The sequence below is a fragment of the Massilia luteola genome (genome assembly GCF_034420155.1).
In the GTDB taxonomy this organism is placed as follows: domain Bacteria; phylum Pseudomonadota; class Gammaproteobacteria; order Burkholderiales; family Burkholderiaceae_D; genus Telluria; species Telluria luteola.
The window spans coordinates 28,639-55,382 of record NZ_JAXOFN010000014.1 but is presented as its reverse complement, the minus strand read 5'-3'; the positions used below and the strand labels follow the sequence as shown (position 1 = coordinate 55,382).

Genomic DNA, 26,744 nt, shown 5'->3' with positions numbered 1-26,744 from the left:
ATGGCGCGGACGATTCGCGATATACTGTTTATATCTACAGTATTTTCTGCGCGATGGAACTCAAAGACAAGCTCGAAATCCTGGCCGACGCGGCCAAGTACGACGCCTCCTGCGCCAGCAGCGGCGCGCCGAAGCGCGACTCGGTCGACAAGGACGGGCTCGGCGCCACCAATGGCATGGGCATCTGCCACAGCTATACGCCGGACGGCCGCTGCGTGTCGCTGCTCAAGATTCTGCTGACCAATTTCTGCGTCTACGATTGCCAGTACTGCGTGAACCGGCGCACGTCGAACGTGCCGCGGGCCCGGTTCTCCGTCGCCGAGGTCGTCAAGCTCACGCACGACTTTTACCTGCGCAACTACATCGACGGCCTGTTCCTCAGCTCCGGCATCATCCAGTCGAGCGACTACACGATGGAGCAGCTGGTCGACGTCGCGCGGCGCCTGCGCGAGGACCACCAGTTCCGCGGCTACATCCACCTCAAGACGATTCCCGACGCCGACCCGCAGCTCATCGAACTGGCGGGCCGGTATGCCGACCGCCTGTCGGTGAACATCGAGCTGCCCACGCAGGACAGCGTGGCGAAGCTTGCGCCCGAAAAGAGCGTGCACACGATCAAGCTGGCGATGGGGTCCATCCGCACCCGGCTGGACGAAAAGGACGACCACCCCAAGGCGCCCGTGTTCGCGCCGGCCGGGCAGAGCACGCAGATGATCGTCGGCGCGGACGCCAGCGACGACCAGACGATCCTCGGCACGGCACAGACGCTGTACGGCAGCTATAAACTCAAGCGCGTGTACTACTCGGCGTTCAGTCCGATCCCGCAGAGTCCGTCCAGCGTGCCGTCCGCGCCGCCGCCGCTGCTGCGCGAGCACCGCTTGTACCAGGCCGACTTCCTGCTGCGCGGTTATGGTTTTACGGCGCAGGAGCTGATGCCCGCGGCCGGCAATCTCGCGCTGGACATCGACCCCAAGCTGGGCTGGGCGCTCGCGAACCGCGCCCATTTCCCGCTCGACCTGAACCGCGCGGACGAGGGCATGATCGCGCGCGTGCCGGGCATCGGGCTGCGCACGGCGAAGCGCCTGATCGATTTGCGGCGGCTGCGGCGCATCCGCTGGGAAGACCTGTCGCGCCTGCGCTGCAGTCTCAAGAAGCTGGCGCCCTTCGTGATCACGGCGGACTACAAGCCGGCGTCGGGAGGCGCCTCGTCCGACCTGCTGCGGCGTAACCTGGCCGACGCGCCGCAGCAGATGAATCTGTGGCCGGAACTGCAGGCCGCCTGATGGCCGCGCCGTCCGCACAGCCCGCCGACGAACTGGTCCGGGCCGGGCAGCCGCTGCAGGTCGAGACGTTCGCCGAGTGGCGCGAGGCGGCGCGCGACCTGCTCGTGCGCGGCATTCCGCCGGAGCAGGTGACGTGGGGTGCGCCGCATATGGACGACCTGCTGGCGGGCGGCGACCTGTTCTCGGGTGCGCCGCCCGCGGCCGGGGCGTCCGATAATCTGCCCATACCGCCGACTGAATCGCCGACCGGGCCATTGCGCCCCGCGCCGCACATCCCGCGCTCGCTGATGGAGATGCTGCAGTCGGCCGCCTGCTGCCGCGTGCCGGACCGCTGGGCCTTCCTGTACCGCGTGATCTGGCGCTGGCAGCAGGGCGAGCACGACGTGCAGTCGCCGGCCGACGAAGACGGCGCGCGCCTGCACGCGATGGTGAAGGCGGTGCACCGCGAGGAACACGACATGCATGCCTACATCCGCTTCCGCGAGCGCCCGATCGATGCCGGTCCGCCGCGCTTCGTCGCCTGGTACGAACCGCGCCACGACGTGCTGCCCCAGGTGGCCGAGCATTTTATGTCGCGCATGGGCAAGGTCAGCTGGATGATCGCCACGCCCGAGGCGAGCGTCCTGTGGGATGGCCATACGCTGCACAATACCGGTCCGCTCGTGCGCGATGCGGCCGACCTGGAAGACACGGGCGAAGCCCTGTGGCTGACGTATTACCGCAGCGTGTTCAACCCGGCCCGCCTGAACACGGACGTCATGCACCAGCATATTCAATCGGATCGGTGGAAGAACCTGCCGGAGGCGAAGATCGTGCCGCAGATGGTGAGCGACGCGGCGCGTGGCGCGCGCAAGGTGGGCCAGTACGAGGCCGTCGGCCAGCGCAAGGGCACGACGATCCCGATCGCCCCCGAAGACGCCCAGCCGGCACGCCAGCAGCCCTCGAAGCTCGACGAATGCCGGCGCTGCGAGCTGTGGCAGTCCGCCACCCAGGCCGTCGGCGGCGCAGGCCCGAAGCGCGCGAAAATCATGTTCGTCGGCGAGCAGCCGGGCGACCAGGAAGATCTCGCCGGGCAACCGTTCGTCGGCCCGGCCGGCAAGCTGCTGGACCGCGTGTGCGAGGCGGCCGGCGTCGACCGCGACACGATCTACGTCACCAACGCCGTCAAGCATTTCAAATGGGAGCCGCGCGGCAAGCGGCGCCTGCACAAGACGCCGGTCCAGCGCGAGATCGAGGCCTGCCACTACTGGCTCGACAAGGAGCTGGCGAGCGTCAAGCCGACCGTCATCGTGGCCCTCGGCGCCACCGCGTTGAAATCCGTGCTGCGCACGGCCAACGTGACGCTCAAGGACTCCCTCGGCAAACCGCTGCGCCACGAAGGCCGGTGGGTCGTCACCACGTATCACCCGTCGTACGTGCTGCGCGTGCCGGGCGAAGACGCGAAGCGCGCGGCGTTCGATACGATGGTCGAGGGGCTCAGGCTGGCGCACGATCTCCTGAACCGGCCGGTCGAGACGCCGGACGAGGCGTGACGCCAGAGTGTTGTCGCTGTGACATATGCATGTCAAATATGTAACATTCCGTTGCGTGGATAGGCTAAGCTCATCCGCGGCGCTAAGCTTTTGCGCACATGACAACAATGGGATGTCCGATGAGCAAACGATATGCATGCGCGTTGTATCTGGGTTTCCTCACCCTGCCGGCGCTGGCCCAGACCGCGGCCGAGACCTCGGTCCAGCCTGAACCGGCTGCCGCCGTCGAGCCTGCCGCTGACGTTGCATCGGATGCGGTCCCGGCCACCGTCGTCGTCGAGGGCCGCCGTCCCCCGGTCCCGGCGTCTGGAAAGTGTCGAAGGGCGATCACGTGATGTGGGTGTTCGGCCTGTACTCGCCGCTGCCGCAAAAGATGGAATGGGATTCGGCGCGCGTGGAACGTCTGGTGGCGAAGTCGCAGGAAGTGCTGGCACGGCCGGCCGCCCACATGGAGGTCGGATTCTTCCGTGGCCTGACCCTGCTGCCGACCGCGATCGGCATCGACAAGAACCCGGACGGGGCCACGCTGCGGGACGTGCTTCCGGCGGACGTGTATGCGCGGTGGCAGGTATTGAAGGGCAAGTATATCGGCGAGAACGACAGCATCGAGCGCCGGCGCCCGATCTTCGTCGCCGACACGCTGCTGAGCAAGGGCATCTGGAAAAGCGGCCTGACGCAGCATACCGGCGTGGATGAGTTGATCGAAAAGACGGCCAGGCGCAACAAGGTCAAGGTCACGTCGACCGCGTTCAGCATCGACGTCGACGATCCGCGCGGCCTGATGAAGGCATTCAAAAAGTCGCAGGTGGAAGACGTGGCCTGCTTCACCAAGACCCTGGAACGGCTGGAAGGCGATATCGACGCCATGCGCGTGCGCGCCAACGCCTGGGCCAACGGCAATATCGCCGAGATTTCAAGCCTCGATTATGCCGAGCGCGACAAGGCGTGCAGCGATGCCATCTTCAACAGCGCGTTCGCCAGGAATTCTCCCGCGTTCCAGCATCTTCCCGAACGTATCCGTGCCAACTGGATGAAGGCGGCGGAAAAATCATTGGCCGATAACACGTCGACGTTTGCCCTCCTGCCGATGAAGGACCTCGGCGGTCCGACAGGTTATCTTGCGGACCTGCAGGCGAAAGGCTATACGGTCGAAAGCCCGAAATAAGGATATTCCCCATGAAGAGAACCAGTCGATACGCGCTCTGGCTGGGCCTGTTGGCTGTGCCGGCATGCGCCCAGAGCATCGACCAGGCCGCGCAGCCGGCCGCGCAACTGGCCGAACCGCCGGCCGTCACCGAAGCCGCGCCGGACGCCATCCCGGCCACGGTGGTCGTCGAGGGGCGCCGCCCCGGTCCTGGCGTGTGGAAGGTGTCGAAGGGGGCGCATGTGATGTGGGTGTTCGGGACCTACGCGCCGTTGCCGCAGAAGATGGAGTGGGATGCGTCGCGCGTCGAACGCCTCGTGGCCAAGTCGCAGGAAGTACTCATGCCGCCGGTCGCCAAGGCCCACATCGGGTTCTTCCGGGGGCTGACGGCCTTGCCCAGCCTCATCGGCATCAAGCGGAATCCCGACGATGCCGTGCTGCATGACGTCGTCCCGTCCGACGTGTATGCGCACTGGACAGTGCTGAAGGCCAAATACATCGGCAACGACGACGGCGTCGAGCATTACCGCCCCGTCTTCGCCGGCGAGGAATTGCTGCTCGCCGGCCTCAAGCAGAGTGGCCTGTCGTACGGCGGCGAAGTGCTCGGCACGATCGAGGACATCGCGAAAAAGAACAAGGTCAAGCTGAGCGACTCCGGCTACGACGTGATGCTCGACGATCCGCGCAAGCTCGTGCGTGACTTCAAGAATTCGCAGGTGGACGATCTCGTCTGCTTCACCAAGACGCTCAAGAGCCTGGATATCGACCTCGAAACGATGCGCGTGCGGGCGAATGCCTGGGCCAACGGCGACATCGGCGAAATCCGCGGCCTGAACTTCGCGGAGCGCCAGGACGCCTGCCTGGACGCCATCCTGAACAGTTCGATCACGAAGGATGCCGCGGCCCTGCGGCAGATGCGTGAGCGCCTGCGCATCTCCTGGCTCAAATCGGCGGAAAAGGCGCTGGCCGGCAACGCTTCCACGTTCGCCGTGCTGGAGATCCAGGACATCGTCGGACCGACGAGCTACCTGGCCGGGCTGCAGGCCAGGGGCTATGCGGTCGAGAGTCCCAGATGACCAGGCCGGGCCGGCCGGTCACGCCGGCTCGCCCGGCACCCCCAGGTCATCCTCGCGCGACGCCGCCTGGGCCACGCGGGCACCGGGCGGTACGTCGTGCGTCAGCCAGACATTGCCGCCGATGACGGCGCCCTTGCCGACGGTGATGCGGCCCAGCAGGGTGGCGCCGGCATAGATGACGACGTCGTCCTCGACGACGGGATGGCGCGGCAAGCCTTTTTGCAGCGTGCCGTCGGCATTCGCGGGAAAACGCTTGGCGCCCAGGGTGACGGCCTGGTACAGGCGCACGCGCTGGCCGATGACGGCCGTCTCCCCGATCACGACGCCGGTGCCGTGGTCGATGAAGAAGCCGGGGCCGATCGTGGCGCCGGGGTGGATGTCGATGCCCGTCTCCGCGTGCGCCAGCTCGGCGATGATCCGCGCCAGCAGCGGCAGGCCGAGCCCGTACAGGCAGTGCGCGAGGCGGTGGTGGATCATCGCGTGGATGCCCGGATAGCACAGCAGCACTTCGTCGACGCTGCGCGCGGCCGGGTCGCCCTGGTAGGCGGCGATCACGTCGCTGTCGAGCAGGGTGCGGATGCCGGGCAGGGCGGCGCCGAACGCGCGGGTGGCGTCCAGCGCCTGCGGTTCGATGTCGGTGTCGGCAAGGCGGCGCAGCGCCGCGCTGTAGCGCAACTCGATGCGCACCTGGCGCAGCAGCACGTGCAGGGCGGTGTCGAGGGCATGGGCGACGTGGAAGTCCTCGCTTTCCTGGCGCAGGTCGGGCGGGCCCAGGCGCAGGGGGAACAGCACGCCCTTGAGTTGCGCGAGGACGGTCGCCAGCGCTTCGCGCGACGGGAACTCGATACCGCGCACTTCGCCGGCCGGACGGTGGGCCTGGCGCCATTGCTGGCGCGCGCCGTGCAGGTCGCGCACGATCGCGCCGATGTCGAAGTCGGCCATCAGTCGTGCTCCCGGAGGCGATCGCCGCGCATGTGCGGCGGCACATGGAGCCCGGCAACGTGCGCCGGGCCGAAAAGGTGTTCCTTCAGGACTTCGGGCGTCACGATGCCTCCGCTATGCTATTGACGAGTTTTCAATATACGAGCCCATCCACGGGCGGCCCAACGAATTTTTCGGCACAAGCTCATGCTGAAAACGTCTAAGGCGCAGCGTGGGTGCCCTGCGTTTCGTCAACGCCAACGTTGAAGAATCGTCATCCAAACGAGCGTATCGGTGTTGGCACGGCGGCACGCGCAGGGAAAGATTGTTGCGCTCGGTTTAGAGACTGGCTGATAATACAAAGTCCGTTGAGGCAACGGTGTGGCCGTATGTTGCATGTTATTCTAGCGCCCGTTCGTTCCGGTAACTCATCGATACGCGGCAACAGATTCCCGTCAAAGGTCACGCATGATTGACACTGCAGCAATATTGCTTTTCAGTACGTTAATAATTTATACGGTTATCCGCGCAATCAAACTGGACAAGACGCTTTCCTGGTTCTCACGCGAGGAACAGCAACCGCCACCGCCGGCGAAGAAGAACATTCGTAAATAAACATACGGCTTCGGCGTTTCTTTTACTGTTGCGCAAGGCATCACACGTATGCAGAGTATTTTTTTGTCGGCTGTCTTCGCCGTCCTGATGTTCACCGGTTTTTCAGCCGCTTTTGCCGCCGCCCTGGGCTTCGTCTGGGTGGACATCGTTCGGCCCCAGCAGCTCGCCTATTCGATCATCAACGACCAGCCGCTGTCGTTCATCGCGGCCGTGGCGACGCTGGGACTGTTCCTGCTCAGGGATAAAAAGTCGCCGCCCAAATTCGGACCGATCCTGCTGTTGATTGTACTGTTCGGTCTGTGGGTAACGTTTACGACATTCATATCGGATTTCCCGGCGCAAGCATGGGGTAAATGGGACTGGGCGTCCAAGGTGCTCATTTTCGCGGTGCTGATCCCGTACATCTTCCGTTCGCGGGTCCAGATCGAAGCCTTCATCCTGGTGTTCGTATTCTCCGCCAGTACGATCCTGTTCTCGGCCGGCCTGAAGACCATTCTCGGCGGCGGCGGCTACGGGACGCTGGCCGTCATGGGAACGGGCAATACCGGCCTGTCCGAGAGCAGCACGCTGGCCGTGGTGTGCGTGATGCTGATCCCCCTGGTCATGTTCCTCATGCGCCATACCGTGATCTTTCCGCGAAACCTGCTGACGCGCGGCTTGTTCCTGACCATTATCGTCATGGCGCTTGCCGCCGTGGTCGGTACGACGGCGCGCACGGGCATCATCGCCGTGGCGGTGATGTGCCTGCTGTCGATGCTGCAGTCGAAAAAGAAATTGTGGTGGATAGCTGGCCTTGCCCTTGTCGCCGTCGTGATAATGAATCTCGACCTGTCCGAGACGCGCTGGGGCAACCGCATGTCCACGATCGAAACCTATAGTGCCGACTCGTCCGCAATGGGCAGGATCAAAGTGTGGCAATGGACGATCGGCTTTGTCGGCAAGCACCCGCTGGGCGGCGGTTTCGATGCTTACTTGCACAACCGTATTCTTGGCGTCACGTCCGACGGCGAAACCCAGTATCTGCCTGAGGGCCAGATCGGCGGCAAGGCCTTCCACAGCATCTATTTCGAAGTGCTGGGCGAACAGGGCATCATCGGTATTTCGCTATACCTCCTGATGGTCGGGCTGGCCTTGTTCAAATTAACCAGGTTAAAGAGGGCGTGGAAAAACGATGCGGGCATGGCCTGGATTTCCGGCCTGGCCAATGCGTTGATGACGTCGATCGTGGTGTTTCTCGCCGGCGGCTCTTTCGTCGGCATCGCTTACCAGCCGTACGTCTTCTACATCCTCAGCCTGACAGTGGCGATCGACCAGTACGCGGCGCGCGTGGTGCGGGACCAACTCAAAGTAAAAGGACGTGCGATACCGTGAAACTCAACCAACTCGCAGGATTACGGGGAATCTGCGCCTGGTGGGTAGTGTTCTACCATTACCTGGGCCTCATGAACGATTCGGTACCGACGCCGGTCAGGCATTTCATCGCGCACGGCTACCTGGCCGTCGACCTGTTCTTCCTGCTCAGTGGCTTCGTGATCTTCCTGAGCTACCACGCATCGCTGAGCACGAATTTTCCTCACAGCGTCGGCAAGTTTTACTGGAACCGGTTTTCCCGTATCTATCCGCTGCATTTTGTGATGTTGGGCGGATACCTGATGCTGTTCGCGGCCTTCACTTATCTGTCGAGCAGCCATGCGGCGCCGGAAAGCTATACGTGGAGTACGTTCATCCAGAGCATGTTTCTGGTGCATATGTGGTTCGGCAGCGACCTGACGTGGAACGTGCCGTCCTGGTCGATCAGTTCGGAATGGTTCGTCTACCTGTTCTTCCCGCTGATGGCATTCAGCCTGCGCAAGCTGCGCGGCGGTATTGCCGCGCACCTGCTGAGCATCGCGGCGGCCGCCGTCGTCCTGTACGTGATCTATTCGACGAGCGGGCTGCACTCCATCGGCGCCGACATTCCGCACATGGCCCTGGTGCGCACCATGTTCGAATTCCTGATGGGTGTCTTCGTCGGCTCGCTGTACGTCAACCACCGGGATTTCCTGGAACGGTATGCCACCGTGGCACTTGCGGCCTTCGTCGCGTCGTGCGTCCTGTATGCCTTGACGTCGACGCCGGATTACGCGCTGATTCCGATCACGTTCGCGTTGCTGATCGCTTACCTGAGCGTGACGACGTCATGGATCACCGCCGCGCTTTCCACGCCCGTGCTCGTCTACCTCGGCGAGATCTCGTATTCGACGTACATGGTGCATTACCTCGTCTACGACCTGCTGAAAGCCGCCTTTATTTCGAATACCCAGCAGATCAACCAAGTGTATCTGTGGCTGTCGTTCGTGGTCGTCTTCATCCTGTCCGTGGCGCTGCACCACGTGGTGGACATGCCGTCCCAAAAATACTTCCGGCGCCGCCTGTCGACCCGATAGGCGCGGCCGCCGGCAGCGGCGAACGTTGTCAATCCCTATAAAACCCGCGTAGAATGCAGGCAACGCGGGTGTAGCTCAATGGTAGAGCAGAAGCTTCCCAAGCTTACGACGAGGGTTCGATTCCCTTCACCCGCTCCAGTCTCCGGCGCCCCCTCCCCGCCGTCCTCCCTGCCTGCTTCCGTCATACCCGCGCGCCGTCCGTCCCGCCGTGCGCGCCTGCCGCGGCCCCCTTATGGCACACTGGGTTGTCGCTCCATCCTGTATCAATCATGCAAGTAGACGAAAAAGGCTCTTCCCACGCGGACACGCTCGACCATGCCGGCGCCCTCATGTTCCTGAGCGGTGGCGGCGAGGTCGGCGCCATGATGCGTGCGCACGACTGGTCCGGTTCGCCGCTGGGCCATCCGCGCACGTGGCCGCAGGCGTTGCGCACGGTCGTCGGCCTGATGCTCAATTCGAAGTTCCCGATGTTCGTGGCCTGGGGGCCGGAGCTCGGGTTCCTGTACAACGATTCCTACCGCGACGTCCTCGGCGCCAAGCATCCGGCCGCGCTCGGCGGGCGCTTCCACGACATCTGGTCCGAGATCTGGCACGACATCGGCCCGCTGACCGAGCGCGCCCTGGGCGGCGAGGCGACGTACGCCGACCGCCTGTACCTCGTGATGAACCGCCACGGCTACGACGAGCCGACCTGGTTCACGTTCTCGTATTCGCCCGTGCGCGACGAGCGCGGAAACATCGCCGGCATGTATTGCGCGTGCGTCGAGGTCACCGACCAGGTGCTGGCCGAGAAATACCGCAACGAGGAAAACGAGCGGCTGCGCGGCCTGTTCGCGCAGGCGCCCGGGATCATGGCCGTGCTGCGCGGTCCCGAGCACGTGTTCGAGCTGACGAACCAGTCGTACATGCAGCTGGTCGGCCACCGCCCGGTCGTCGGCAAGGCCGCGCGCGAGGCGTTGCCGGAGATCGTCGGCCAGGGCTTCCTCGAACTGCTCGACCGGGTCTACACGACGGGCGAGCCGTTCGTCGGCCATGCGTTGCCCGTGCGCCTGCAGCGCGAGCCGGAAGGGCCGCCGGAAGAGCGCTACATCGACTTCGTCTACCAGCCGATCCGCGACGAAAACGGCCAGGTGACCGGCATCTTCGTGGAAGGCAGCGACGTCACGGCCCGCAAGCTCGTCGAGGACGAGCTGCGCGCGGCCAACCGCCAGAAGGACCAGTTCCTGGCGATGCTGGCGCACGAGCTGCGCAACCCGCTGGCGCCCATCATGACGGCGGCCCATTTGCTCAAGCTCGGCCGCCTCGAGCCGCGGAGCGTGGCCAACGCCAGCGAGATCATCGTGCGCCAGGCCGAGCACATGACGGACCTCGTCAACGACCTGCTGGACGTGTCGCGCGTCACGCGCGGCCTCGTCGCGCTGGAGAAGGAAGAGTTGGACCTGAACGTGCTCGTCGCCGCCGCCGTCGAGCAGGTGCGGCCGCTGGTCGACACGCGCCGCCACGCGCTGACGCTGCAGCTGTCCGGCCAGCCGGCGCGCGTGACCGGCGACCGCACGCGCCTCGTGCAGGTCATCTCGAACATCCTCAACAACGCCGCCAAGTACACGGCGCCGGGCGGGCGGATCGTGCTGGCCGTGACGGTGGCGGCGGAGCGCGTGACGGTGGCCGTGCGCGACAACGGCGTCGGCATCGCGCCGGAAGTCCTGCCGTACATCTTCGACCTGTTCACGCAGGCCGAGCGCACCCCCGACCGTTCCCAGGGCGGGCTCGGGATCGGACTGGCGCTCGTCAAGAGCCTCGTCGCCCTGCACGGCGGCAGCGTGCACGCCCACAGCGACGGCCTGGGGCTGGGCAGCGAGTTCTCGATCTGCCTGCCGTGCGTGGCGCGTGCCCCGGCGCAGATGCCAGACGCCGGCGCGGCGGGCGACGCGGATGCCGGCCACGACAACGGCAACCTGCGCGTGCTGGTGGTCGACGACAACGCCGACGCCGCCCAGATGCTGGCCGCGCTGCTCGAAGTGCAGGGGCACGCGGTGAGCGTCGAGTACGACGCGCGCGGGGCGCTGGCGCGGGCGAGAAACGAGCATCCCGACGTCCTGCTGCTCGACATCGGCCTGCCCGACATGGACGGCTACGAACTGGCGCGGCGCCTGCGCGCCCAACCGGAGAACGCGGACGCCACGCTGGTCGCGCTGACGGGCTACGGCCAGAGCCAGGACCGCGCCGAGGCCCGCCAGGCCGGCTTCGACCATTACCTCGTCAAGCCTGCCGACCTGAACGAAGTCAACGAGGTATTGTCCCGGGCCGAGGCGCGGCGCTGACCCGCACGTCGATCATTCAACCGTGCGTGTATTGCCGCCTGGCACTGGGAGCGTTATCCTTGGCGCATGCGTCGTATGGACGGCCTTGCGCGTGCCGGTAAGCGACCGGGCGCGGCCCTACCGTGCGTAGGCTGCGCGCCAACAAGGCGTATTTTCGTACCATTGGCAATGCCATGCGGCTGATTACTGGAACGAGCGTATGTACGACTTCATCGGCATCTTCGAAGACTTGCAGGACGGCACCGCCCGGGCCGAACTGATACACCCCGACGAGAGCATGGGTGTGGGCGTGGCGCCCGCACCGGTCAAGCGTGTCGCGGGGCGGCCCGGCGGCCTCGCCGCGGCGACCGCGTCCGCGCCGGCCGACCGTACCGCCGATGCCGCGGCGGCGCCGGGCGTGCGGCGCGTGCTGGTGGTCGACGACAACGTCGACGCCGCCCAGACGGTGGCGATGCTGCTGGAAGTGCTGGGGCACGAGACGGCCGTCGAATACGATCCGTTGCAGGCGTTGGCCAGCGCGCGCGACGGGTCTTTCGACGCGTTCGTCCTCGACATCGGCCTGCCGGGCATGGACGGCCACGAACTGGCACGCCAGATCCGCACGCTGCCGGGGGCGGCCGGCGCCCTGTTCATCGCGCTCACTGGCTATGGCCAGCAGCAGGACCGCGACGCATCCAGGGCCGCCGGGTTCCATTACCATTTCGTGAAGCCGGCCAACGTGGATGCGTTGGCGCAGGCCTTGGCCGGCGGCGTTCCGGGGTAGCGTTGTCATCAAGCGGTAACTTTCACTTCTTACACTGCGCGTTGCTGAACAGTAACTCGGAAACCGCATGTCCAAGTCCAGTGCGCACACCGCCCCGCGCACCCACCGATTCCTCGCGCTGCTGTGGCCCGCGCTGGCGCTGCTCGCCTGCGCCGCCCTGTGGACCGCCACGATCCTGCACGCGGGCGCCGAGCGCCGGCGCGCCGAGGAGCAGGCGTTCAAGGAGGCCGATGCCTATGCCGAGGCCTACGAACAGTACGTCACGCGCTCGGTCGCGCAGATCGACCAGATCACCATGCAGCTCAAGCACAGCTGGGAGCATGCGCACGACCGCAGCCTGATCGAGAACATGCGGCGCGACGGCATGTTCACCGACGCCGCCTTCGTCAACGTGAGCGTCATCGGGCCCGACGGCGCGATCCGCTCGTCCAGCCGCATCCACGAGCGCGGGCTGAACCTGTCCAGGGCCGGCTTCTTCATCCAGCACCGCGACGCCATCTCGACCGCGCTGCGCATCGGCACGCCGCCGCCGGAACTGGAGGAGACCCGCGGCACGATCCTGTTCACGCGCCGCCTCGATACGGCCGACGATGGATTCGACGGCGTGCTGCTGATGGCCGTCGATGCCGGCTACTTCACGTCGTTCGTCAGCTCGCCCACGCTGGGGCCGGGCAGCCTGCTGGCCCTCGTCGGCACCGAGAATGCCCTGCGCGTCGAGCAGGACGCCCGCGGCGTCGTGCGCACGCAGAGCGCCAGTTCGCTGCTGCCCGCGAATGCCGACCGCTGGCCGGTGGCGCGCGGCGTGCAGCTGGTCGCGGGGCAGGGCGGCTTCGCCGACGGCGAGGCGCGCGTGCTGGGCTGGCGCCGTTCCAGCGCGTATCCGCTCGTGGCCCTCGTCGCGTTGTCGCATACGGCCGTGCTGGAAGCGGCCGACGCCTACTGGACCGACAGCCGCAACCACACGGTGCTGGCGACCGTCGTGCTGTCGCTGCTGGCGCTGGGCGCGAGCATGCTCTCGCTGCGGGCGGGAGCGCGGGCGCGCGAGCGGGCCGGGATCCAGCGCGCCTACCGCACGGCCACCGAGAGCGGCAACGACGGCTTCTACATGGTCGCGCCGGTGCGCGACCGCAAGGGCCAGACGATCGACTTCCGCATCGTCGACTGCAACGAGCGCGGCGCCTTTTTCTATGGCGCGACGCGCGTGCAAATCGTCGGGAGCCTGATCTCCGACCTCCATCACGGCACCTCGTTCGACGACCTGTCCGCCAACTACCGCACGGCCATGGCCGTCGGCTTCCACCAGGAAGACCGGCGCATGCCCGACAATAACCGCTTGAACATCCGCTGGGGCCACCGGCGCATCGTGCGCGTGGGCGACGTCCTCGCCGTCACGCTGCAGGACATCAGCGAGCGCAAGGAACACGAATCCCAGCTGGCGCGCCTGGCCAACGAGGACAGCCTCACCGGCCTGCCGAACCGCCACTGGTTCCTCAACTTCGTGCCGGCCGCGCTGGCCCAGGCGCAGCACGGCGACCACGGCGCGGCGCTGCTGTTCATCGACCTCGACGAATTCAAGCAGGTCAACGATACACACGGCCACGCCGTCGGCGACCGCCTGCTCAAGCTGGCCGCCGAGCGCCTGATGTCGCAGCTGCGGCCGGGCGACAGCGTGGCGCGCTTCGGCGGCGATGAATTCGTCGTCCTGTTGAGCCCCTTCGACAGCGACCAGCAGGTGGCGATCGTCGCCGCGCGCATCGTCGACGCCTTCGGCAAGCCGTTCCCGATCGCCGACGAGCAGCACATGATCGGCGCCTCGGTCGGCATCGCCGTGTACCCGCGCGACGGCCTCGATGCCGCGACCCTGATCCGCCACGGCGACATCGCCATGTATGCCGGCAAGGCCGAAGGCAAGGGGCAGTACCGCTTCTTCGATCCCGCGCAGTCGAACATCCTCAAGACGCGCACGCAGCTGCGCCAGCGCCTGCTGGAAGCGATCGACAAGCGCCAGTTCCTGTTGCACTACCAGCCGCGCGTGGACACCCGCACGGGCGAGCTCCTGAGCATGGAAGCGCTGCTGCGCTGGGAGCATCCGACGCTGGGCATGATCCGCCCGGACGAATTCATTCCGCTGGCCGAGTCGAGCGGCCTGATCGTGCCGATCGGCGCCATCGTCATCGACCAGGCCTGCGCCCAGCTGGCCGCGTGGCGCGCGCACGGCGCCGTGCCGGTGCCGGTATCGATCAACGTCTCGCCCAAGCAGTTCCTGCGCGGCGGCGTGCAGCGCGAGCTGGCCGATGCGCTGCAACGCCACGCCGTGCCGGCCGCCCTGCTCGAAGTCGAGATCACGGAGTCCGCGATGATGGGCGACCAGGCCGAGATCCTGGCGGAACTGGCCGCGATCCGCGCGCTGGGCGTCAAGCTGCACGTCGACGATTTCGGCACCGGCTACTCGTCGCTGTCGCAGCTGCAGCGCATGAAGATGGACGTGCTCAAGGTCGACCGCTCGTTCACGGCCGAACTGGGACGCTCGAAGGAAGGCACCGTGTTCTTCCAGGCCATCGTGTCGATGGCGCACGCGCTCGGGATGGAAGTCGTGGCCGAAGGCGTCGAGAACGAGGAACAGCTGGCGATCCTGCGCGCGCTGAACTGCAACGAGGTGCAGGGGTATTTCGTCGCGCGGCCGCAGCCGGCGGCGTCGATTGCGCCGCTGCTGGCGCAGCGCTACCTGTTCAACGAGGCGCTGGCCGCATAGGCCGCAGCGCTCGATACGTCGTCTCCGCAGGCGGGGACCCAAGTCATGCGCGCGTCGCGGCAGCGCTGGCAAAATTGGACCGCCGCCTGCGCGGGGGCGACGGTTCGCTTTATCGGTTCTGTTACGCGCCCAGCAGACTCCCGGTCCGCCACGCGGACGTCCCCGCGACCTTACAGACGTGCATCCCGCGCAGCAGGTGCCGGTGCGCGGTGCTGGCGAACAGGATGCCGGACTGCGTCGGCCGCAAGGTCGTCGTCCTGCCGCGGACCGGGTCGACGATGTCGGCGACGGCGTCGCCCGCCTGCACGCGCTCGCCCAGATTTTTTAAGAACACGAGCACGCCCGCGTGCGGCGCGTGCAAAGGTTCCACGCCCTCGAGCGGCGTGGGCGCGCACAGCGGCGCCGGCAGCGGGTCGAGCGGCAGGTCGACGACGCCTTCGCGCGCCAGGTATTGCAGCAGCGCGTGCGCGTCGCGTTCGGCGAGGTCGTAGCGCACGTCGTTCTCGCCGCGCAGCTCGACCGTCACGCCGACGCAGCCGAGCGGGATCGGGAAGCGGTCGCCGAAGTGTTCCCGCAGCTGCCACCACACGCGGCTGCACGCTTCGTCGAACGGCTCGCCGCCGGATTCCGTCGCAAGCAGCACCGCGTGCGCGCCCATCAGCGCGGCCAGCGGCGTCACGCGGTCGGCCAGCGGCGTGCCGGTGTACATGTGGAGCACGGCCTCGTTGTCGCAATGGAGGTCGAGCATGATGTCGGCGTCGATCGCCATGCCCAGCAGCGTCTTCTTGAGTTCCTCGGTCGCGTTGTTCGGCAGCCAGGCCGCGATTTCGCGGCGCGCATGTGCGCGCACGAGCGCCGCGTTGGCGGCGGCGTCCGCGCCCAGCCTGCCCTCCAGCGACACTTTCAGGGCGTCGGCCACGTGCCGGTACGACCGGTTGAAATTGGTGCCGCTGGCGAGGTCGAAGCGGCCGAACGGCGCGCCGTGGATCACCTGCGACAGCCCGATCGGATTCGCCGCCGGCACCAGGATGATCTCGCCGCGGACCTTGCCGGCCGCGTCCAGGCGGTCGAGCTCACGGCGCAGGACGTGCGCGACCAGCATGGCCGGCACCTCGTCCGCATGGAGCGAGGCCTGGATATAAACCTTCTTGCCGCTGCCGGGCGCGCCGTAGTGGAACGACGTCAGGCGGTAGGCGGCGACGTTGTCCTCGGTGGCGATCGGGTGGGTCTGCTGGTGCATGTGCAACTCCTGTGGGCGAAGGCACATTATGTCGGAGATCGCGCCGGGAAAGCGCCGGGTTATAATGGCGCCCGCTTTTTCAGACTCTTCCCCTATCTCCCATGTCCTCCGATACGCCTACCAACGAGCAGGGCCGCACCATGCTCTACGACCCGACCGAACGCCGCATCCGCAGCTTCGTCACCCGCGCCGGCCGCCTGTCGACCGGACAGGCGCGCGCGCTGGAAGCGTTCGGCCCGCGCTATCTCATCGAGTACCAGAAGGCGCCGTTCGACTTTCACGCGCCGTTCGGCCGCACCGCGCCGCTGGTCCTGGAGATCGGCTTCGGCATGGGCGGCACGACGGCGCACATCGCGCAGGCGATGCCGGACAAGGATTTCATCGGCGTCGAGGTGCACACCCCCGGCGTGGGCAGCCTGTTGAAGCTGGCGGGCGAACAGGACATCGCGAACCTGCGCATCATCCAGCACGACGCCGTCGAGGTGCTGAACAATATGGTGGCGGATGGGACGCTGTCCGGCGTGCACATCTTCTTCCCGGACCCGTGGCACAAGGCGCGCCACAACAAGCGCCGCCTGATCCAGCCGCCGTTCGTCGCGCTGCTGTGCCGCAAGCTGGCGCAGGGCGGCTACATCCATTGCGCCACCGACTGGGAAGATTACGCGGTGCAGATGCTGGAAGTGCTGGGCGCCGAACCCGCGCTGCGGAACACGGCCGAGGGGTATGCGGAGAAGCCGGCGTACCGCCCGCTGACCAAGTTCGAGAACCGGGGCCTGAAGCTGGGCCACGGCGTGTGGGACCTGGTGTTCACCAAGAAGTAACGCGTGCATTGGTGGGCACCCCGTGCCCACGCGAACCGCGCTACACCATCTCGCTGATGATGCCGACGATCTCGTCGCCATACGACGTCAGCTTCTTCTCGCCGACCCCGGACACCCCGCGCAGCTGATCCAGCGACGTGGGCTTGACCTTGGAGATCTCGCGCAAGGTCGCGTCCTGGAACACGACGTACGCCGGCACGCCGTGCGCGCGCGCCGTTTCGACGCGCCACCAGCGCAGCTTGTCGAAGATCGCCTGTTCGGACTTCGACAGCTCGACCTCTTCGTAGCTGCCGCGCGGCGTCGACGTGCGCTTGGGCTTGACCGGTTTCTGGTACTGGCGCAGCTGCACGTTCTGCTCGCCCTTCAGCACCGGCCGCGCCGCCTCCGTCAATTTCAGTGAACTGAACGCGTCGTGGTCGACGGTGACGAGGCCGAGTGCGATCGTCTGGCGCACGATGGCGCGCCATTCCTGTTCGCCGCGCTCGGCACCGACGCCGAACACCGTCAGTTTGTCGTGGTGCCACTGGACGATGCGTTCGGACGACACCCCGCGCAGCACGTCGATCACGTGGCCGGCCGCGAAGCGCTGGTCGACGCGGTAGATGGCCGACAGCAGCTTTTGCACGGGCACCGTCGCATCGAACGACGTTGGCGGGATCAGGCACGTATCGCAGTTGCCGCACGGGCCGGAGCGCTCGCCGAAGTATTCGAGCAGGCGCATGCGCCGGCAGCTGAGCGTCTCGCACAGGCCCAGCATGGCGTCGAGTTTCGACGACAGCACGCGCTTGAAATTCTCGTCGGCCTCGGATTCGTCGATCATCCGGCGCTGCAGCACGACGTCCTGCAAACCGTAGGCCATCCAGGCGTTCGACGGCTGGCCGTCGCGGCCGGCGCGGCCCGTTTCCTGGTAATAGCCTTCCAGCGATTTGGGCAGGTCGAGGTGGCAGACGAAGCGCACGTCCGGCTTGTCGATGCCCATGCCGAACGCGATGGTCGCCACCATCACGATATTGTCTTCGCGCAGGAAGCGCGCCTGGTTTTCGGCCCGCAGCGAATACTCCATGCCCGCGTGATAGGGCAGGGCGCGGATGCCGTTTTCGTTGAGGAACGCCGCAGTCTCCTCGACCTTCTTGCGCGACAGGCAGTAGACGATGCCGGAGTCGCCCGGATGTTCCGCCGAGATGAAGTCGAGCAGCTGCTTGCGGCCGTTCGTCTTTTCGACGATGGCATAGCGGATGTTCGGACGGTCGAACGACGACACGAACTGGCGCGCCTCGTCCAGCTGCAGGCGCTGGGCGATTTCGGCGCGCGTGAGCTGGTCGGCGGTGGCCGTCAGCGCGATGCGCGGCACGTGCGGGAAGCGCTCGTGCAGGATCGACAGGCGGATGTATTCGGGCCGGAAATCGTGGCCCCATTGCGACACGCAGTGCGCCTCGTCGATGGCGAACAGCGAGATGTGCGCGGACTCGAACAGCTCCAGGCAGCGCGGCGTCATCAGGCGCTCGGGCGCCACGTAGACGAGGTCGAGTTCGCCGGTGCGCACCATGCGCTCGATGCGCAGGGTCTCTTCGAAGGTCTGGGTCGAGTTCAGGAACGCTGCGCGCACGCCGACTTCGGCCAGCGCGTCGACCTGGTCCTGCATCAGCGCGATCAGCGGCGACACGACGACGCCGACGCCGTCGCGCAGCAGCGCGGGAATCTGGTAGCACAGCGACTTGCCGCCGCCGGTGGGCATCAGCACGAGCGCATCGCCGCCGGACGCCACGTGCTCGACGATGTCGGCCTGCTGCCCCCGGAAGGCGGGGTAGCCGAATACCGTCTGCAGGATCTGCAGCGCGCGTTGCTGGATGTCGCTCGTCATGATGGTACTTGCTGCCTGCGGTTTAATCGGCCCAGACGACCCAGCCGAAATGGGCGGTGACCAGGATGATCACACCGAACACGATACGGTACCAGGCGAAGCCCGTGAAGGTGTGCGTGCTGATGAAGCGCAACAGCCAACGCACGCACAGGAAGGCGGAAATGAACGCCGCCACGCCGCCGATCAGGAACAGCGGGAGGTCGGCCGCGTGCAGGTCGTGGCGCGCCTTGAAGACGGAATACACGGTCGCGGCCAGCAGGGTCGGAATCGCGAGGAAGAACGAGAATTCGGTGGCGGCCGTGCGCGACAGGCCGAACAGCATGCCGCCGATGATCGTGGCGCCCGAACGGCTCGTGCCCGGGATCAGCGCGAAGCATTGCGCGCAACCCACCTTGAACGCGTCGAGCATGGTCATGTCGTCCACGGTCTCGACGCGGTGCGAGCCCGGCAGGACCTTGTGGCGGCGCTCCGCCCACAGGATCACGAAGGCGCCGATGATGAACGCGGCGGCCACCGGTTCCGGCTTGAACAGATGCGCCTTGATCGCCTTGGCGAACAACACGCCCAGCACGGCCGCCGGGAGGAACGCGACGATCAGGTTGACGACGAGTTTCTGCTGGCGCGGATCGGACGTGACTCCGCTCAGCGCGGCAGCGACGCGCGCACGGTATTCCCACATCACGGCGAAGATGGCGCCGGCCTGGATCGCGATCTCGAACACTTTGGCCACTTCACCCGTGAAATTGATCAGGCTACCGGCCAGGATCAAGTGACCTGTGGACGAAATCGGCAGGAATTCCGTGAAGCCCTCGACGAGGCCCATGATGATCGCTTTCAGGGCGAGAATGATATCCATTTGGTGTATGAGTTCGGTAGGGTTGGAGACGCGTGCGCGGACGCCGCCGCGCGGGCCGCAAGCTTACCATGAGGAAGGGGGCCGCCGTCGAGTTACTGTTTCAATGTCAGGCCGTCAAGCGCTCCAATTCGGACAGGAAGAACATCGCCTGCTCGCGCGTGTCCCCGCACATCTCGCGCGAGGGCGGCAGGCTGCCGCAGACGCGGGGCCGGTCCGGCTGCCCGAAGATCCTGCAACCGTCGTGCTCGTCCAGCTGCACGCAGCGCACGCCGGCCGGCTTACCGTTCGGCATGCCGGGAATCGGCGACGTGATCGACGGGGCGGTGCAGCAGGCGCCGCAGCCGGGGCGGCAATGGACGGGAGCAGATGGAGAATTCACGGAAACGGCCGGGGAAATCGTGCGGTGTAAAGACCGGGGGCGGACAAGCTGCCAGTATACTACCGCCAGGGCCTGCTGTTCTTGACTGGCCCTATCCCCAGGTCTATATTTGCTGACTCAACAGTTAGTTGTCGGACAGAAGCATGCCATGCCCCTTTGACACCAAGCCGCGCTGGGAGCGCCGTAAGGACGCGCGGCCCCAGGAGTTGCTGGAGGCGGCGATCGACCTGTTCGTCGAGCGTGGTTACGCCGCCACACGCCTGGAAGACGTCGCGCGCCGCGCCGGCGTGTCGAAAGGCACCTTGTACCTGTATTACGAAAACAAGGAAGAACTGTTCAAGGCGGTCGTGCGCAGCAATATCGTGCCCGTGATCGGCGAGGCGGAAGCGTCCGTCGCCGAGTTCGACGGCCACAGTGCCGACCTGCTGCGCCACCTGATCCACTCGTGGTGGCAGCGGTTGGGCGCGACCAAGGCGTCCGGCATCATCAAGCTCGTCATGGCCGAAGCCGGCAACTTCCCGGAACTGGCCCGCTTCTACCAGGAAGAGGTCATCAACCGCGGTACGAAGGCGATGGCGACGATGCTCGAGCGCGGCATCGCGCGCGGCGAGTTCCGGCCGATCGACGTGGTCACGACGACCCAGGTGCTGTTCGCGCCGATGCTTACCCTCGTCATCTGGAAGCATTCCGTCGGCCCATGTCCGCCTGCGGAACTGGCGCCGCAGGCCTTCCTCGACACCTTTCTCGACATGGCGCTGCACGGGCTGCTGCCGGCCGCCCCGGGCGCGGAAGCCGCGTGACCCTCGTTTTCCTACGTCAAGACGCTATTTTCCGGGTTTCATGCCCCTTAAACTGCAGACTGTCGCAATTTCCCGTGGTACTCAGCTTCATATCGTTAAGATATGTTTGCTGAAGCCGTTCAACGATAAAATATCGGATTATTTATTTTCCCACCGAGTATAAAGATGAATATCGAACAAGCCCGCTTCAACATGATCGAACAGCAGATCCGTCCGTGGAACGTGCTGGACCAGGATGTGCTCGACCTGCTGCACGTCGTCAAGCGCGAACAGTTCGTGCCGGCGGCGTACCAGAACCTGGCGTTCGCCGACGTCGAGATCCCGCTGCCGGGCGGCGCGGCCATGCTGGCGCCGAAGTTCGAAGCGCGCATCCTGCAGGAAGTCGGCGTGAAGAAACACGAGACCGTGCTGGAAATCGGCACCGGTTCGGGCTATATGGCTGCCCTGCTGGCGCACCGCGCCGCCAAGGTGACCACCGTGGAAATCAATCCGGAAACCGCGGAACAGGCGAAGAAGAACCTGGCCAATGCCGGCATCCACAACGTGACCGTGGAAACGGGCAATGGCGCGCAAGGCTGGGAAAAAGGCGCACCCTACGACGCGATCGTGATCTCGGGCGCGCTGGAAGTGCTGCCGGAAGCCATCCTGAAGCAGGTGAAGGTCGGTGGCCGCATCGCCGCCATCGTCGGCCAGGCGCCGGTGATGGAAGCGTCGGTCATCACCCGCACGGGCGAGAACACGTACAGCACGATCAAGGTGTTCGAGACCAACGTGCGCTACCTGACTGGCGCCCCGGTGCCGTCTCACTTCCAGTTCTGAGCGACGGAGACGCAAGGATGCAGCATATTACCGCACCCGAGTTGGCCGCCTGGCTGGCCGACCCGTCGCGTCCGAAGCCGCTGCTGCTCGACGTCCGCGAAAACTGGGAATTCGAGACCTGCCACATCGAGGGCTCGACCCAGATTCCGATGAACCTGATTCCGATCCGCGTGAGCGAACTGGATGACGGCCAGGACATCGTCTGCGTGTGCCACCACGGCGCACGCAGCATGCAGGTGGCCGCTTTCCTGGAGCGCAACGGATTCAGCAACATTACCAACCTCACAGGCGGAATACACGCCTGGGCCGTGCAGGTCGACCCTTCGATGCCCAAGTATTGACGGCCTGCGTTCTTAACTATTGATGACTCCGACGGAGAAAGTAATGCAGAAGCCCCTCATCGCCGTACTGTTGGCCAGCGCGTTTTCGCTCGATGCCCAGGCGGCCGATCTGATCCAGGTGTACCAGCAGGCATTGGCGAACGACGCCACGTATGCCAGCGCCCGCGCGGCCGCCGCCGCCGGACGCGAACGTATCACCCAGGGGCGTTCCGGCCTGCTGCCGACCGTCGGCATCACTGGCGACATCACGAAGAACAATAGCGACTTCACGGCGTGGAACAACGATGCGGCGCTGGGCAACAGCGGCAACCTGCGCACCAACGAGATCCAGGTCACGCTGCAGCAGCCGTTGTTCCGCTGGGACCGCTGGGAAACCTACCAGCAGAGCAAGCTGCAGCAAGCCATTTCGGAAGCCCAGTTTGCCCAGGCCCAGCAAGACCTGATCACGCGCGTATCGCAAGCCTATTTCGACGTGCTGGCCGCCCAGGACACGCTGGAATCCACGCGTGCGCAAAAAGTCGCCGTGACCGAGCAGCTGGCGTCCGCCAAGCGCAACTTCGAAGTCGGCACGCAGACCATCACCGACACCCATGAAGCGCAGGCCGCGTATGACCTGGTCGTGTCGCAGGAAATTGCCGCCGTCAACGATCTGGAGACCAAGAAGACGGCGCTGCAGGCCATCATCGGCACGCCGCCGTCCGCGCTGGCCACGTTGCGCACGGGCGTGAACCTGACGGCGCCGCAACCGGTCAACGTCGACCAGTGGGTGTCCGCGGCCGAGAACCAGAACTATGCCGTGACCGTGGCCCAGCTGCAGCTGGAATCGGCCAAGCACGACATCTCGAAGAACCGCTCTGGCCACTATCCGACCGTGGACCTCGTCGCATCGTCGGTGCACCGCGACGTCAATGGCCAGACGTTCCAGTCGGGCAAGACCAACGGCAACTCGATCGGCATCCAGTACAGCATCCCGATCTTCAACGGCTTCGCCGTGACGAGCAAGGTGCGCGAATCGATCGCGCTGGAAGACAAGGCCCGCAACGACCTGGAAGCGAACCGCCGCAACGCCGCGCTGTTGGCGCGCCAGTCGTTCCTCGGCGTGAACAGCGGCCTGGCCCAGGTGAAGGCGCTGGAAGCGGCCGAGGTGTCGAGCAATTCCGCGCTGGAATCGAACAAGCTCGGCTACCAGGTCGGCGTGCGCATCAACATCGACGTGCTGAATGCCCAGCGCCAGCTGTACCAGACCCGCACCGACCTGGCCCGCGCGCGCTACAACACGATCCTGGCCGGCCTGAAACTGAAGGCCGCGGCCGGTTCGCTGCGCGAGGAAGACCTGCAGCCGATCAACGCGTTGCTGCAGCAGCCGTAATAAGTCGGGGTCAGAGCCCTGTTTTGGGCAATTTCCTAAAACAGGGCTCTGACCCCGAATTCACTGACGCCGTCGCGTGCCTCGGTCGAGACGGTGAACGGCGTGCCGTAGCGGTTGCCGTTGTCGAGCACCATCGGCGACAGGTCGAGCGCGCGGAGCTTTAGCGCACGAAGGTAGGATGGCGAGGATAGCCAGCGAAGGAAGAACGACGATGCAGCGATTGCGCTTACCGGCCGTGTCGGGTTTTCTGGCGATGTTCTTGGCGCTCGCAGGTACGGCCCACGCGGGACCGTTCCGGAGCGTGGCCTATGCGTTCGTACCGAAGGACGACGGCAAACTCGCCGTGTTCACATGCAAGGGGGCGTCCGACGGCCAGTGCTATGTGAAGGTCGGCGCCGGGAACGGCGGTGTGGACAAGGGCCTGACCTTGAAAGTGGGCGAGGCCGTCGAGCTGCCGGTATCGGATGCGTCGAACACGCTGTGCTATTCGGCCGACCCGGACATCGACTGGCCCGACTGCACGAAGTCGGACCTGCACCTGGACCTGACGCGCAAGACGGCGACGTCGGGCGACCGGGTCTATTTCGGCTCGAAGACAAAATAACGCGCGGCGGACCGCGCGCCGGTTTGCCGTCTTAGCTGCTCAGGCCGCCGCCACCGGCGTGGTCCGCGCGCTCGATCAGTTCGACCTTGTAGCCGTCCGGATCGGTGATGAAGGCGATGACGGTCGTGCCGCCTTTGACGGGACCGGGTTCGCGGGTAATGTTGCCGCCGGCTGCGCGGACCTGGTCGCATGTCTGGTAGATGTCGTCGGCCGAGATGGCGATGTGGCCGTAGGCCGAACCCATCTCGTACTTGTCGACGCCCCAGTTATAGGTCAGCTCGAGTTCCGCATGGTCCGGATTGGTGCCGTAGCCGACGAAGGCGAGGGTGTATTTGTATTCCGGATTCTCGCTCGTGCGCAGCAGCGTCATGCCCAGCACCTTGGTGTAGAAGTCGATGGAGCGCTGCAGGTCGCCGACGCGTAACATGGTGTGCAGGATGCGCATTGTTGTCCTTGTTGGTTCGTGGTGGAAGCGAGGATTTTATGCGCTCGGGCGGATTCGTGCAGGCGCGGCACGCGCAGGGGACGGCTGCGCCGTCCACGCAGTGATACGCGCCGGTCGATCCTTCAAAAATGTAAGCGGTGCCGGATTGAACAGCCGAGGTAACGCAATTGCCGCTTGAACGCGTGGACGGCATCAGCGGCAATGTCATGCATGCCTTACGGTAGCCCTACGTTTGGAGTTTGGCCTCCAGCGTGATGTTCGCATTGAACAGCTTGGACACCGGACACCCTTCCTTGGCCTTGCGCGCCGCTTCCTGGAATGCCTGCTCGTCGGCACCGGGGATCGTGGCGACGAGATCCAGGTGCACGGCCGGGATGGCGAAGCCGCCGTCGACCTTGTCCAGCGACACGGTGGCGGTCGTCTCCAGCTTCTGCGCCGTCATGCCCGCTTCGCCCAACTGGGCCGACAGCGCCATCGTGAAGCAGCCCGCGTGCGCGGCCGCCAGCAGTTCTTCCGGATTCGTGCCCGCGCCATCCTCGAAGCGGGTGTTGAAGCCGTATTGCGACTGGTTGAGGACGCCGCTCTGCGTGGACACGGTGCCCTTGCCATCCTTCAAGCCGCCGCTCCAGACGGCGCTTCCCTTACGTTTGATCATTTAGTGACTCCCTGATTGGTGGCGGCCGGTGTGATCCGCCAGACGGTGTTGCCGACGTCATCCGCCAGCAGGATGGCGCCGGTCTTGTCGACCGCGACCCCGACCGGGCGCCCATAAGCGTGCTCGTCCTTGCCGAGGAAGCCTGACAGGACATTCTGCGGCGGACCGCTCGGCTTGCCGTTCGTGAACGGTACGAACACGAGCTGGTAGCCAGAATGCGGCTTGCGGTTCCACGAGCCGTGCTGGCTGACCAGGGCGCCGTTCTTGAACTGCGGCATCAGGTCGGCGTTGTAGAACGTCATGCCCAGCGAGGCCGTGTGTGCGCCCAGTGCATAGTCGGGAACGATCGCCTTGGCCACCATGTCGGGATTCTGCGGCTTGACGCGGGCGTCGACGTGCTGGCCGTAATAGCTGTACGGCCAACCGTAGAACGCGCCGTCCTGCACGGCCGTCATGTAGTCGGGCACGAGGTCGTTGCCAAGCTCGTCGCGCTCGTTGACGGAGGTCCACAAGGCCTTCGTCTGCGGCTGAAAGTCCATTCCGTTCGGATTGCGCAGGCCGCTCGCGTAGATGCGCGACTTGCCGCTGGCGATGTCGTATTCCCAGATGGCGGCGCGGCCTTTCTCGACCTCCATGCCGTTCTCCGCCGCGTTGCTGTTCGAACCGACCGTGATGTACAGCTTCCTGCCGTCGGGAGAAGCGACGACGTTCTTCGTCCAGTGGTGGTTGATCCCGGAAGGCAGGTCGAGCACCTTGGTGCCCCTGGCCGTGATGCTCGTCTCGCCGGTCTTGTACGGGAACTTCCACAGCGCATCGGCGTTGGCGACGTACAGGTCGTTGCCGACGAGCGCCATGCCGAACGGCGAGGTCAGGCCCTGCATGAACGTGACCTTCGTGTCGGCCGTGCCGTCCGGCTTGAAGCCGCGCAGCAGGATGATTTTATCGGGCGATGCGACCCCGGCCCCGGCCTCCTTCTGCGCCAGCCCCTGCACCTTGGCCCGGATCCCCTTTTCCTTCGGCGCGTTGCCAGGCTTGTTGCTCTCGGCCACGAGCACGTCGCCGTTCGGCAGCACGTACAGCCAGCGCGGATGGTCGAGACCGGTCGCATACGCGGTGACGGCCAACCCGGCGGCCGGCGTCGGACGCGTACCCTGCGGCCACGCGTCCGCCTTGGCCACGTTGATGGTCGGGATCAGCGATCTCTCGGGCGCGGGCAGGGTCGGATTCGGACCCCAGCCGACCGGATATTGCTGGGCGAGGGCGGCAGCGGGACCCAGCAGGGGAAGCAACAGGAACGCAAGCCGGATGCGTGATGTCATCGATTCTTCCCTCCGTCCGGAATGGTCGAATCGTGGTCGCGCATGTCGCGGTTGCGGTCCGGCTGCGGCTTGGCCTGGCCGGTGGCGCCCGGTGTCGGCGTCACGGCTTCGCTGGCGCCCGGGGTCGCGCGCGCATCGGTATCGACGAGGCCCTGCTGCAGGTCCTCCGCGGCCTGCTTCATGATCCCGCGCGGCTTGACGTCCTGGCCGTCCGGCGATTCGTCACGCTCGTGCGGTTCGCGCTTGTAGCTCTGTTCTTCGATTTTCCGGTCGGTATTCACGACACGGTCTTTTTCTTCCTGCACCATGACAACCTCCTTCGATTCAATTGATTAAATCCTAATCCTTCGACCCGAAGGCGGTCGCGCAATTGGAAGATGCTTTTTTGCAATTAACTGGTTA

Annotated in this window: 25 protein-coding genes and 1 tRNA gene; 17 read left to right on the top strand and 9 right to left on the bottom strand. The window is 65.6% G+C overall.

The genetic code is table 11. The features are described from left to right. Positions 1-53 precede the first annotated feature (53 nt). The 5 genes from U9J41_RS15465 to U9J41_RS15445 all read left to right on the top strand — a co-directional run bounded on the left by U9J41_RS15465 (position 54) and on the right by U9J41_RS15445 (position 5,035). The gene (locus tag U9J41_RS15465; protein ID WP_322403081.1) at positions 54-1,283 is read left to right on the top strand and encodes a putative DNA modification/repair radical SAM protein; all 1,230 of its coding nucleotides are present in this window, start codon (positions 54-56) and stop codon (positions 1,281-1,283) included. After that, positions 1,283-2,815, top strand: a complete 1,533-nt coding sequence (locus U9J41_RS15460; protein WP_425260548.1) for a UdgX family uracil-DNA binding protein — start codon at positions 1,283-1,285, stop codon at positions 2,813-2,815. Before U9J41_RS15465 ends, U9J41_RS15460 begins: the two co-directional genes overlap by 1 nt. Before the next feature lie 119 nt (positions 2,816-2,934). After that, entirely contained in the window at positions 2,935-3,150 is a 216-nt protein-coding gene (locus U9J41_RS15455) for a hypothetical protein (protein WP_322403079.1), read from the top strand. Further along, the gene (locus U9J41_RS15450) at positions 3,150-3,980 is read left to right on the top strand and encodes a TraB/GumN family protein (protein ID WP_322403173.1); all 831 of its coding nucleotides are present in this window, start codon (positions 3,150-3,152) and stop codon (positions 3,978-3,980) included. The genes U9J41_RS15455 and U9J41_RS15450 overlap by 1 nt, the downstream gene beginning before the upstream one ends. An 11-nt stretch (positions 3,981-3,991) precedes the next feature. Then, the gene (locus U9J41_RS15445; protein WP_322403078.1) at positions 3,992-5,035 is read left to right on the top strand and encodes a TraB/GumN family protein; all 1,044 of its coding nucleotides are present in this window, start codon (positions 3,992-3,994) and stop codon (positions 5,033-5,035) included. A gap of 18 nt (positions 5,036-5,053) precedes the next feature. Here U9J41_RS15445 and epsC read toward each other — a convergent pair whose 3' ends face one another. After that, on the bottom strand, positions 5,054-5,977 hold the full coding sequence (epsC, locus tag U9J41_RS15440; protein ID WP_322403077.1) for a serine O-acetyltransferase EpsC: 924 nt from the start codon (positions 5,975-5,977) through the stop codon (positions 5,054-5,056). A gap of 642 nt (positions 5,978-6,619) precedes the next feature. Here epsC and U9J41_RS15435 point away from each other — a divergent pair. From U9J41_RS15435 to U9J41_RS15410, 6 genes are all read left to right on the top strand, one after another. Further along, positions 6,620-7,942 carry a putative O-glycosylation ligase, exosortase A system-associated gene (locus U9J41_RS15435; RefSeq protein ID WP_322403076.1) on the top strand — a complete coding sequence of 441 codons (1,323 nt, stop codon included), beginning with the start codon at positions 6,620-6,622 and terminating at the stop codon, positions 7,940-7,942. Continuing rightward, the gene (locus U9J41_RS15430; RefSeq protein WP_322403075.1) at positions 7,939-8,997 is read left to right on the top strand and encodes an acyltransferase family protein; all 1,059 of its coding nucleotides are present in this window, start codon (positions 7,939-7,941) and stop codon (positions 8,995-8,997) included. Before U9J41_RS15435 ends, U9J41_RS15430 begins: the two co-directional genes overlap by 4 nt. Positions 8,998-9,061: 64 nt before the next feature. Then, positions 9,062-9,135, top strand: a tRNA-Gly gene (locus U9J41_RS15425). A 131-nt stretch (positions 9,136-9,266) separates the two neighbouring features. Continuing rightward, positions 9,267-11,318, top strand: a complete 2,052-nt coding sequence (locus tag U9J41_RS15420) for a hybrid sensor histidine kinase/response regulator (protein ID WP_322403074.1) — start codon at positions 9,267-9,269, stop codon at positions 11,316-11,318. A gap of 199 nt (positions 11,319-11,517) precedes the next feature. Continuing rightward, positions 11,518-12,081: a response regulator gene (locus U9J41_RS15415; protein WP_322403073.1), complete on the top strand. Its 564-nt coding sequence runs from the start codon at positions 11,518-11,520 to the stop codon at positions 12,079-12,081. A 67-nt stretch (positions 12,082-12,148) separates the two neighbouring features. Beyond that, a complete protein-coding gene (locus tag U9J41_RS15410; protein WP_322403072.1) occupies positions 12,149-14,833 on the top strand; it encodes a bifunctional diguanylate cyclase/phosphodiesterase in 2,685 nt (894 codons plus the stop codon). A gap of 121 nt (positions 14,834-14,954) precedes the next feature. Here U9J41_RS15410 and U9J41_RS15405 read toward each other — a convergent pair whose 3' ends face one another. Next, complete coding sequence (locus tag U9J41_RS15405) at positions 14,955-16,073, bottom strand: succinylglutamate desuccinylase/aspartoacylase family protein (RefSeq protein ID WP_322403071.1); 1,119 nt, start codon at positions 16,071-16,073, stop codon at positions 14,955-14,957. Positions 16,074-16,213: 140 nt separating this feature from the next. Here U9J41_RS15405 and trmB point away from each other — a divergent pair, with 140 nt between their 5' ends. Continuing rightward, complete coding sequence (gene trmB / locus U9J41_RS15400) at positions 16,214-16,894, top strand: tRNA (guanosine(46)-N7)-methyltransferase TrmB (protein ID WP_322403172.1); 681 nt, start codon at positions 16,214-16,216, stop codon at positions 16,892-16,894. 40 nt (positions 16,895-16,934) lie between these two features. Here trmB and recQ read toward each other — a convergent pair whose 3' ends face one another. From recQ to U9J41_RS15385, 3 genes are all read right to left on the bottom strand, one after another. Then, complete coding sequence (recQ, locus tag U9J41_RS15395) at positions 16,935-18,755, bottom strand: DNA helicase RecQ (protein WP_322403070.1); 1,821 nt, start codon at positions 18,753-18,755, stop codon at positions 16,935-16,937. A 22-nt stretch (positions 18,756-18,777) separates the two neighbouring features. Continuing rightward, on the bottom strand, positions 18,778-19,611 hold the full coding sequence (locus U9J41_RS15390) for an undecaprenyl-diphosphate phosphatase (RefSeq protein ID WP_322403069.1): 834 nt from the start codon (positions 19,609-19,611) through the stop codon (positions 18,778-18,780). Between the two features lie 106 nt (positions 19,612-19,717). Continuing rightward, entirely contained in the window at positions 19,718-19,990 is a 273-nt protein-coding gene (locus tag U9J41_RS15385; RefSeq protein WP_322403068.1) for a YkgJ family cysteine cluster protein, read from the bottom strand. A gap of 143 nt (positions 19,991-20,133) precedes the next feature. Here U9J41_RS15385 and U9J41_RS15380 point away from each other — a divergent pair, with 143 nt between their 5' ends. From U9J41_RS15380 to U9J41_RS15355, 5 genes are all read left to right on the top strand, one after another. Continuing rightward, a complete protein-coding gene (locus tag U9J41_RS15380) occupies positions 20,134-20,790 on the top strand; it encodes a TetR/AcrR family transcriptional regulator (protein ID WP_322403067.1) in 657 nt (218 codons plus the stop codon). Positions 20,791-20,955: 165 nt separating this feature from the next. Continuing rightward, positions 20,956-21,609 (top strand): protein-L-isoaspartate O-methyltransferase family protein, encoded by a 654-nt coding sequence (locus U9J41_RS15375; RefSeq protein WP_322403066.1) that lies wholly within the window; start codon positions 20,956-20,958, stop codon positions 21,607-21,609. Positions 21,610-21,626: 17 nt separating this feature from the next. Beyond that, positions 21,627-21,950, top strand: a complete 324-nt coding sequence (locus U9J41_RS15370; protein ID WP_056438391.1) for a rhodanese-like domain-containing protein — start codon at positions 21,627-21,629, stop codon at positions 21,948-21,950. Between the two features lie 43 nt (positions 21,951-21,993). Continuing rightward, positions 21,994-23,319, top strand: coding sequence for a TolC family outer membrane protein (locus U9J41_RS15365; RefSeq protein WP_322403065.1), 1,326 nt, complete (start codon positions 21,994-21,996; stop codon positions 23,317-23,319). A 259-nt stretch (positions 23,320-23,578) separates the two neighbouring features. Further along, complete coding sequence (locus tag U9J41_RS15355; RefSeq protein ID WP_322403064.1) at positions 23,579-23,923, top strand: hypothetical protein; 345 nt, start codon at positions 23,579-23,581, stop codon at positions 23,921-23,923. A 31-nt stretch (positions 23,924-23,954) separates the two neighbouring features. Here the strand turns inward: U9J41_RS15355 and gloA are convergent, their stop codons facing one another. The 4 genes from gloA to U9J41_RS15335 form a co-directional block, all read right to left on the bottom strand. Further along, on the bottom strand, positions 23,955-24,368 hold the full coding sequence (gloA, locus tag U9J41_RS15350; protein WP_322403063.1) for a lactoylglutathione lyase: 414 nt from the start codon (positions 24,366-24,368) through the stop codon (positions 23,955-23,957). A gap of 226 nt (positions 24,369-24,594) precedes the next feature. Further along, positions 24,595-25,023 carry an OsmC family protein gene (locus U9J41_RS15345; RefSeq protein ID WP_322403062.1) on the bottom strand — a complete coding sequence of 143 codons (429 nt, stop codon included), beginning with the start codon at positions 25,021-25,023 and terminating at the stop codon, positions 24,595-24,597. Then, positions 25,020-26,342 carry a PQQ-dependent sugar dehydrogenase gene (locus tag U9J41_RS15340; protein WP_322403061.1) on the bottom strand — a complete coding sequence of 441 codons (1,323 nt, stop codon included), beginning with the start codon at positions 26,340-26,342 and terminating at the stop codon, positions 25,020-25,022. The genes U9J41_RS15345 and U9J41_RS15340 overlap by 4 nt, the downstream gene beginning before the upstream one ends. Next, positions 26,339-26,650: a hypothetical protein gene (locus U9J41_RS15335; protein WP_322403060.1), complete on the bottom strand. Its 312-nt coding sequence runs from the start codon at positions 26,648-26,650 to the stop codon at positions 26,339-26,341. The genes U9J41_RS15340 and U9J41_RS15335 overlap by 4 nt, the downstream gene beginning before the upstream one ends. Positions 26,651-26,744 lie beyond the last annotated feature (94 nt).

Excerpts from the sequence above, each read along its gene's own strand:
- U9J41_RS15365 (WP_322403065.1), top strand. The coding sequence starts at position 21,994 with ATGCAGAAGCCCCTCATCGCCGTACTGTTGGCCAGCGCGTTTTCGCTC.
- U9J41_RS15445 (WP_322403078.1), top strand. The coding sequence starts at position 3,992 with ATGAAGAGAACCAGTCGATACGCGCTCTGGCTGGGCCTGTTGGCTGTG.
- U9J41_RS15460 (WP_425260548.1), top strand. The coding sequence starts at position 1,283 with ATGGCCGCGCCGTCCGCACAGCCCGCCGACGAACTGGTCCGGGCCGGG.
- gloA (WP_322403063.1), bottom strand. The coding sequence starts at position 24,368 with ATGCGCATCCTGCACACCATGTTACGCGTCGGCGACCTGCAGCGCTCC.
- U9J41_RS15370 (WP_056438391.1), top strand. The coding sequence starts at position 21,627 with ATGCAGCATATTACCGCACCCGAGTTGGCCGCCTGGCTGGCCGACCCG.
- U9J41_RS15335 (WP_322403060.1), bottom strand. The coding sequence starts at position 26,650 with ATGGTGCAGGAAGAAAAAGACCGTGTCGTGAATACCGACCGGAAAATC.
- U9J41_RS15380 (WP_322403067.1), top strand. The coding sequence starts at position 20,134 with ATGCCATGCCCCTTTGACACCAAGCCGCGCTGGGAGCGCCGTAAGGAC.
- epsC (WP_322403077.1), bottom strand. The coding sequence starts at position 5,977 with ATGGCCGACTTCGACATCGGCGCGATCGTGCGCGACCTGCACGGCGCG.
- U9J41_RS15390 (WP_322403069.1), bottom strand. The coding sequence starts at position 19,611 with ATGGATATCATTCTCGCCCTGAAAGCGATCATCATGGGCCTCGTCGAG.
- U9J41_RS15345 (WP_322403062.1), bottom strand. The coding sequence starts at position 25,023 with ATGATCAAACGTAAGGGAAGCGCCGTCTGGAGCGGCGGCTTGAAGGAT.
- U9J41_RS15455 (WP_322403079.1), top strand. The coding sequence starts at position 2,935 with ATGAGCAAACGATATGCATGCGCGTTGTATCTGGGTTTCCTCACCCTG.
- U9J41_RS15405 (WP_322403071.1), bottom strand. The coding sequence starts at position 16,073 with ATGCACCAGCAGACCCACCCGATCGCCACCGAGGACAACGTCGCCGCC.
- recQ (WP_322403070.1), bottom strand. The coding sequence starts at position 18,755 with ATGACGAGCGACATCCAGCAACGCGCGCTGCAGATCCTGCAGACGGTA.
- U9J41_RS15410 (WP_322403072.1), top strand. The coding sequence starts at position 12,149 with ATGTCCAAGTCCAGTGCGCACACCGCCCCGCGCACCCACCGATTCCTC.
- U9J41_RS15450 (WP_322403173.1), top strand. The coding sequence starts at position 3,150 with ATGTGGGTGTTCGGCCTGTACTCGCCGCTGCCGCAAAAGATGGAATGG.
- U9J41_RS15420 (WP_322403074.1), top strand. The coding sequence starts at position 9,267 with ATGCAAGTAGACGAAAAAGGCTCTTCCCACGCGGACACGCTCGACCAT.
- U9J41_RS15415 (WP_322403073.1), top strand. The coding sequence starts at position 11,518 with ATGTACGACTTCATCGGCATCTTCGAAGACTTGCAGGACGGCACCGCC.
- U9J41_RS15375 (WP_322403066.1), top strand. The coding sequence starts at position 20,956 with ATGAATATCGAACAAGCCCGCTTCAACATGATCGAACAGCAGATCCGT.
- U9J41_RS15340 (WP_322403061.1), bottom strand. The coding sequence starts at position 26,342 with ATGACATCACGCATCCGGCTTGCGTTCCTGTTGCTTCCCCTGCTGGGT.
- U9J41_RS15465 (WP_322403081.1), top strand. The coding sequence starts at position 54 with ATGGAACTCAAAGACAAGCTCGAAATCCTGGCCGACGCGGCCAAGTAC.
- trmB (WP_322403172.1), top strand. The coding sequence starts at position 16,214 with ATGCTCTACGACCCGACCGAACGCCGCATCCGCAGCTTCGTCACCCGC.
- U9J41_RS15435 (WP_322403076.1), top strand. The coding sequence starts at position 6,620 with ATGCAGAGTATTTTTTTGTCGGCTGTCTTCGCCGTCCTGATGTTCACC.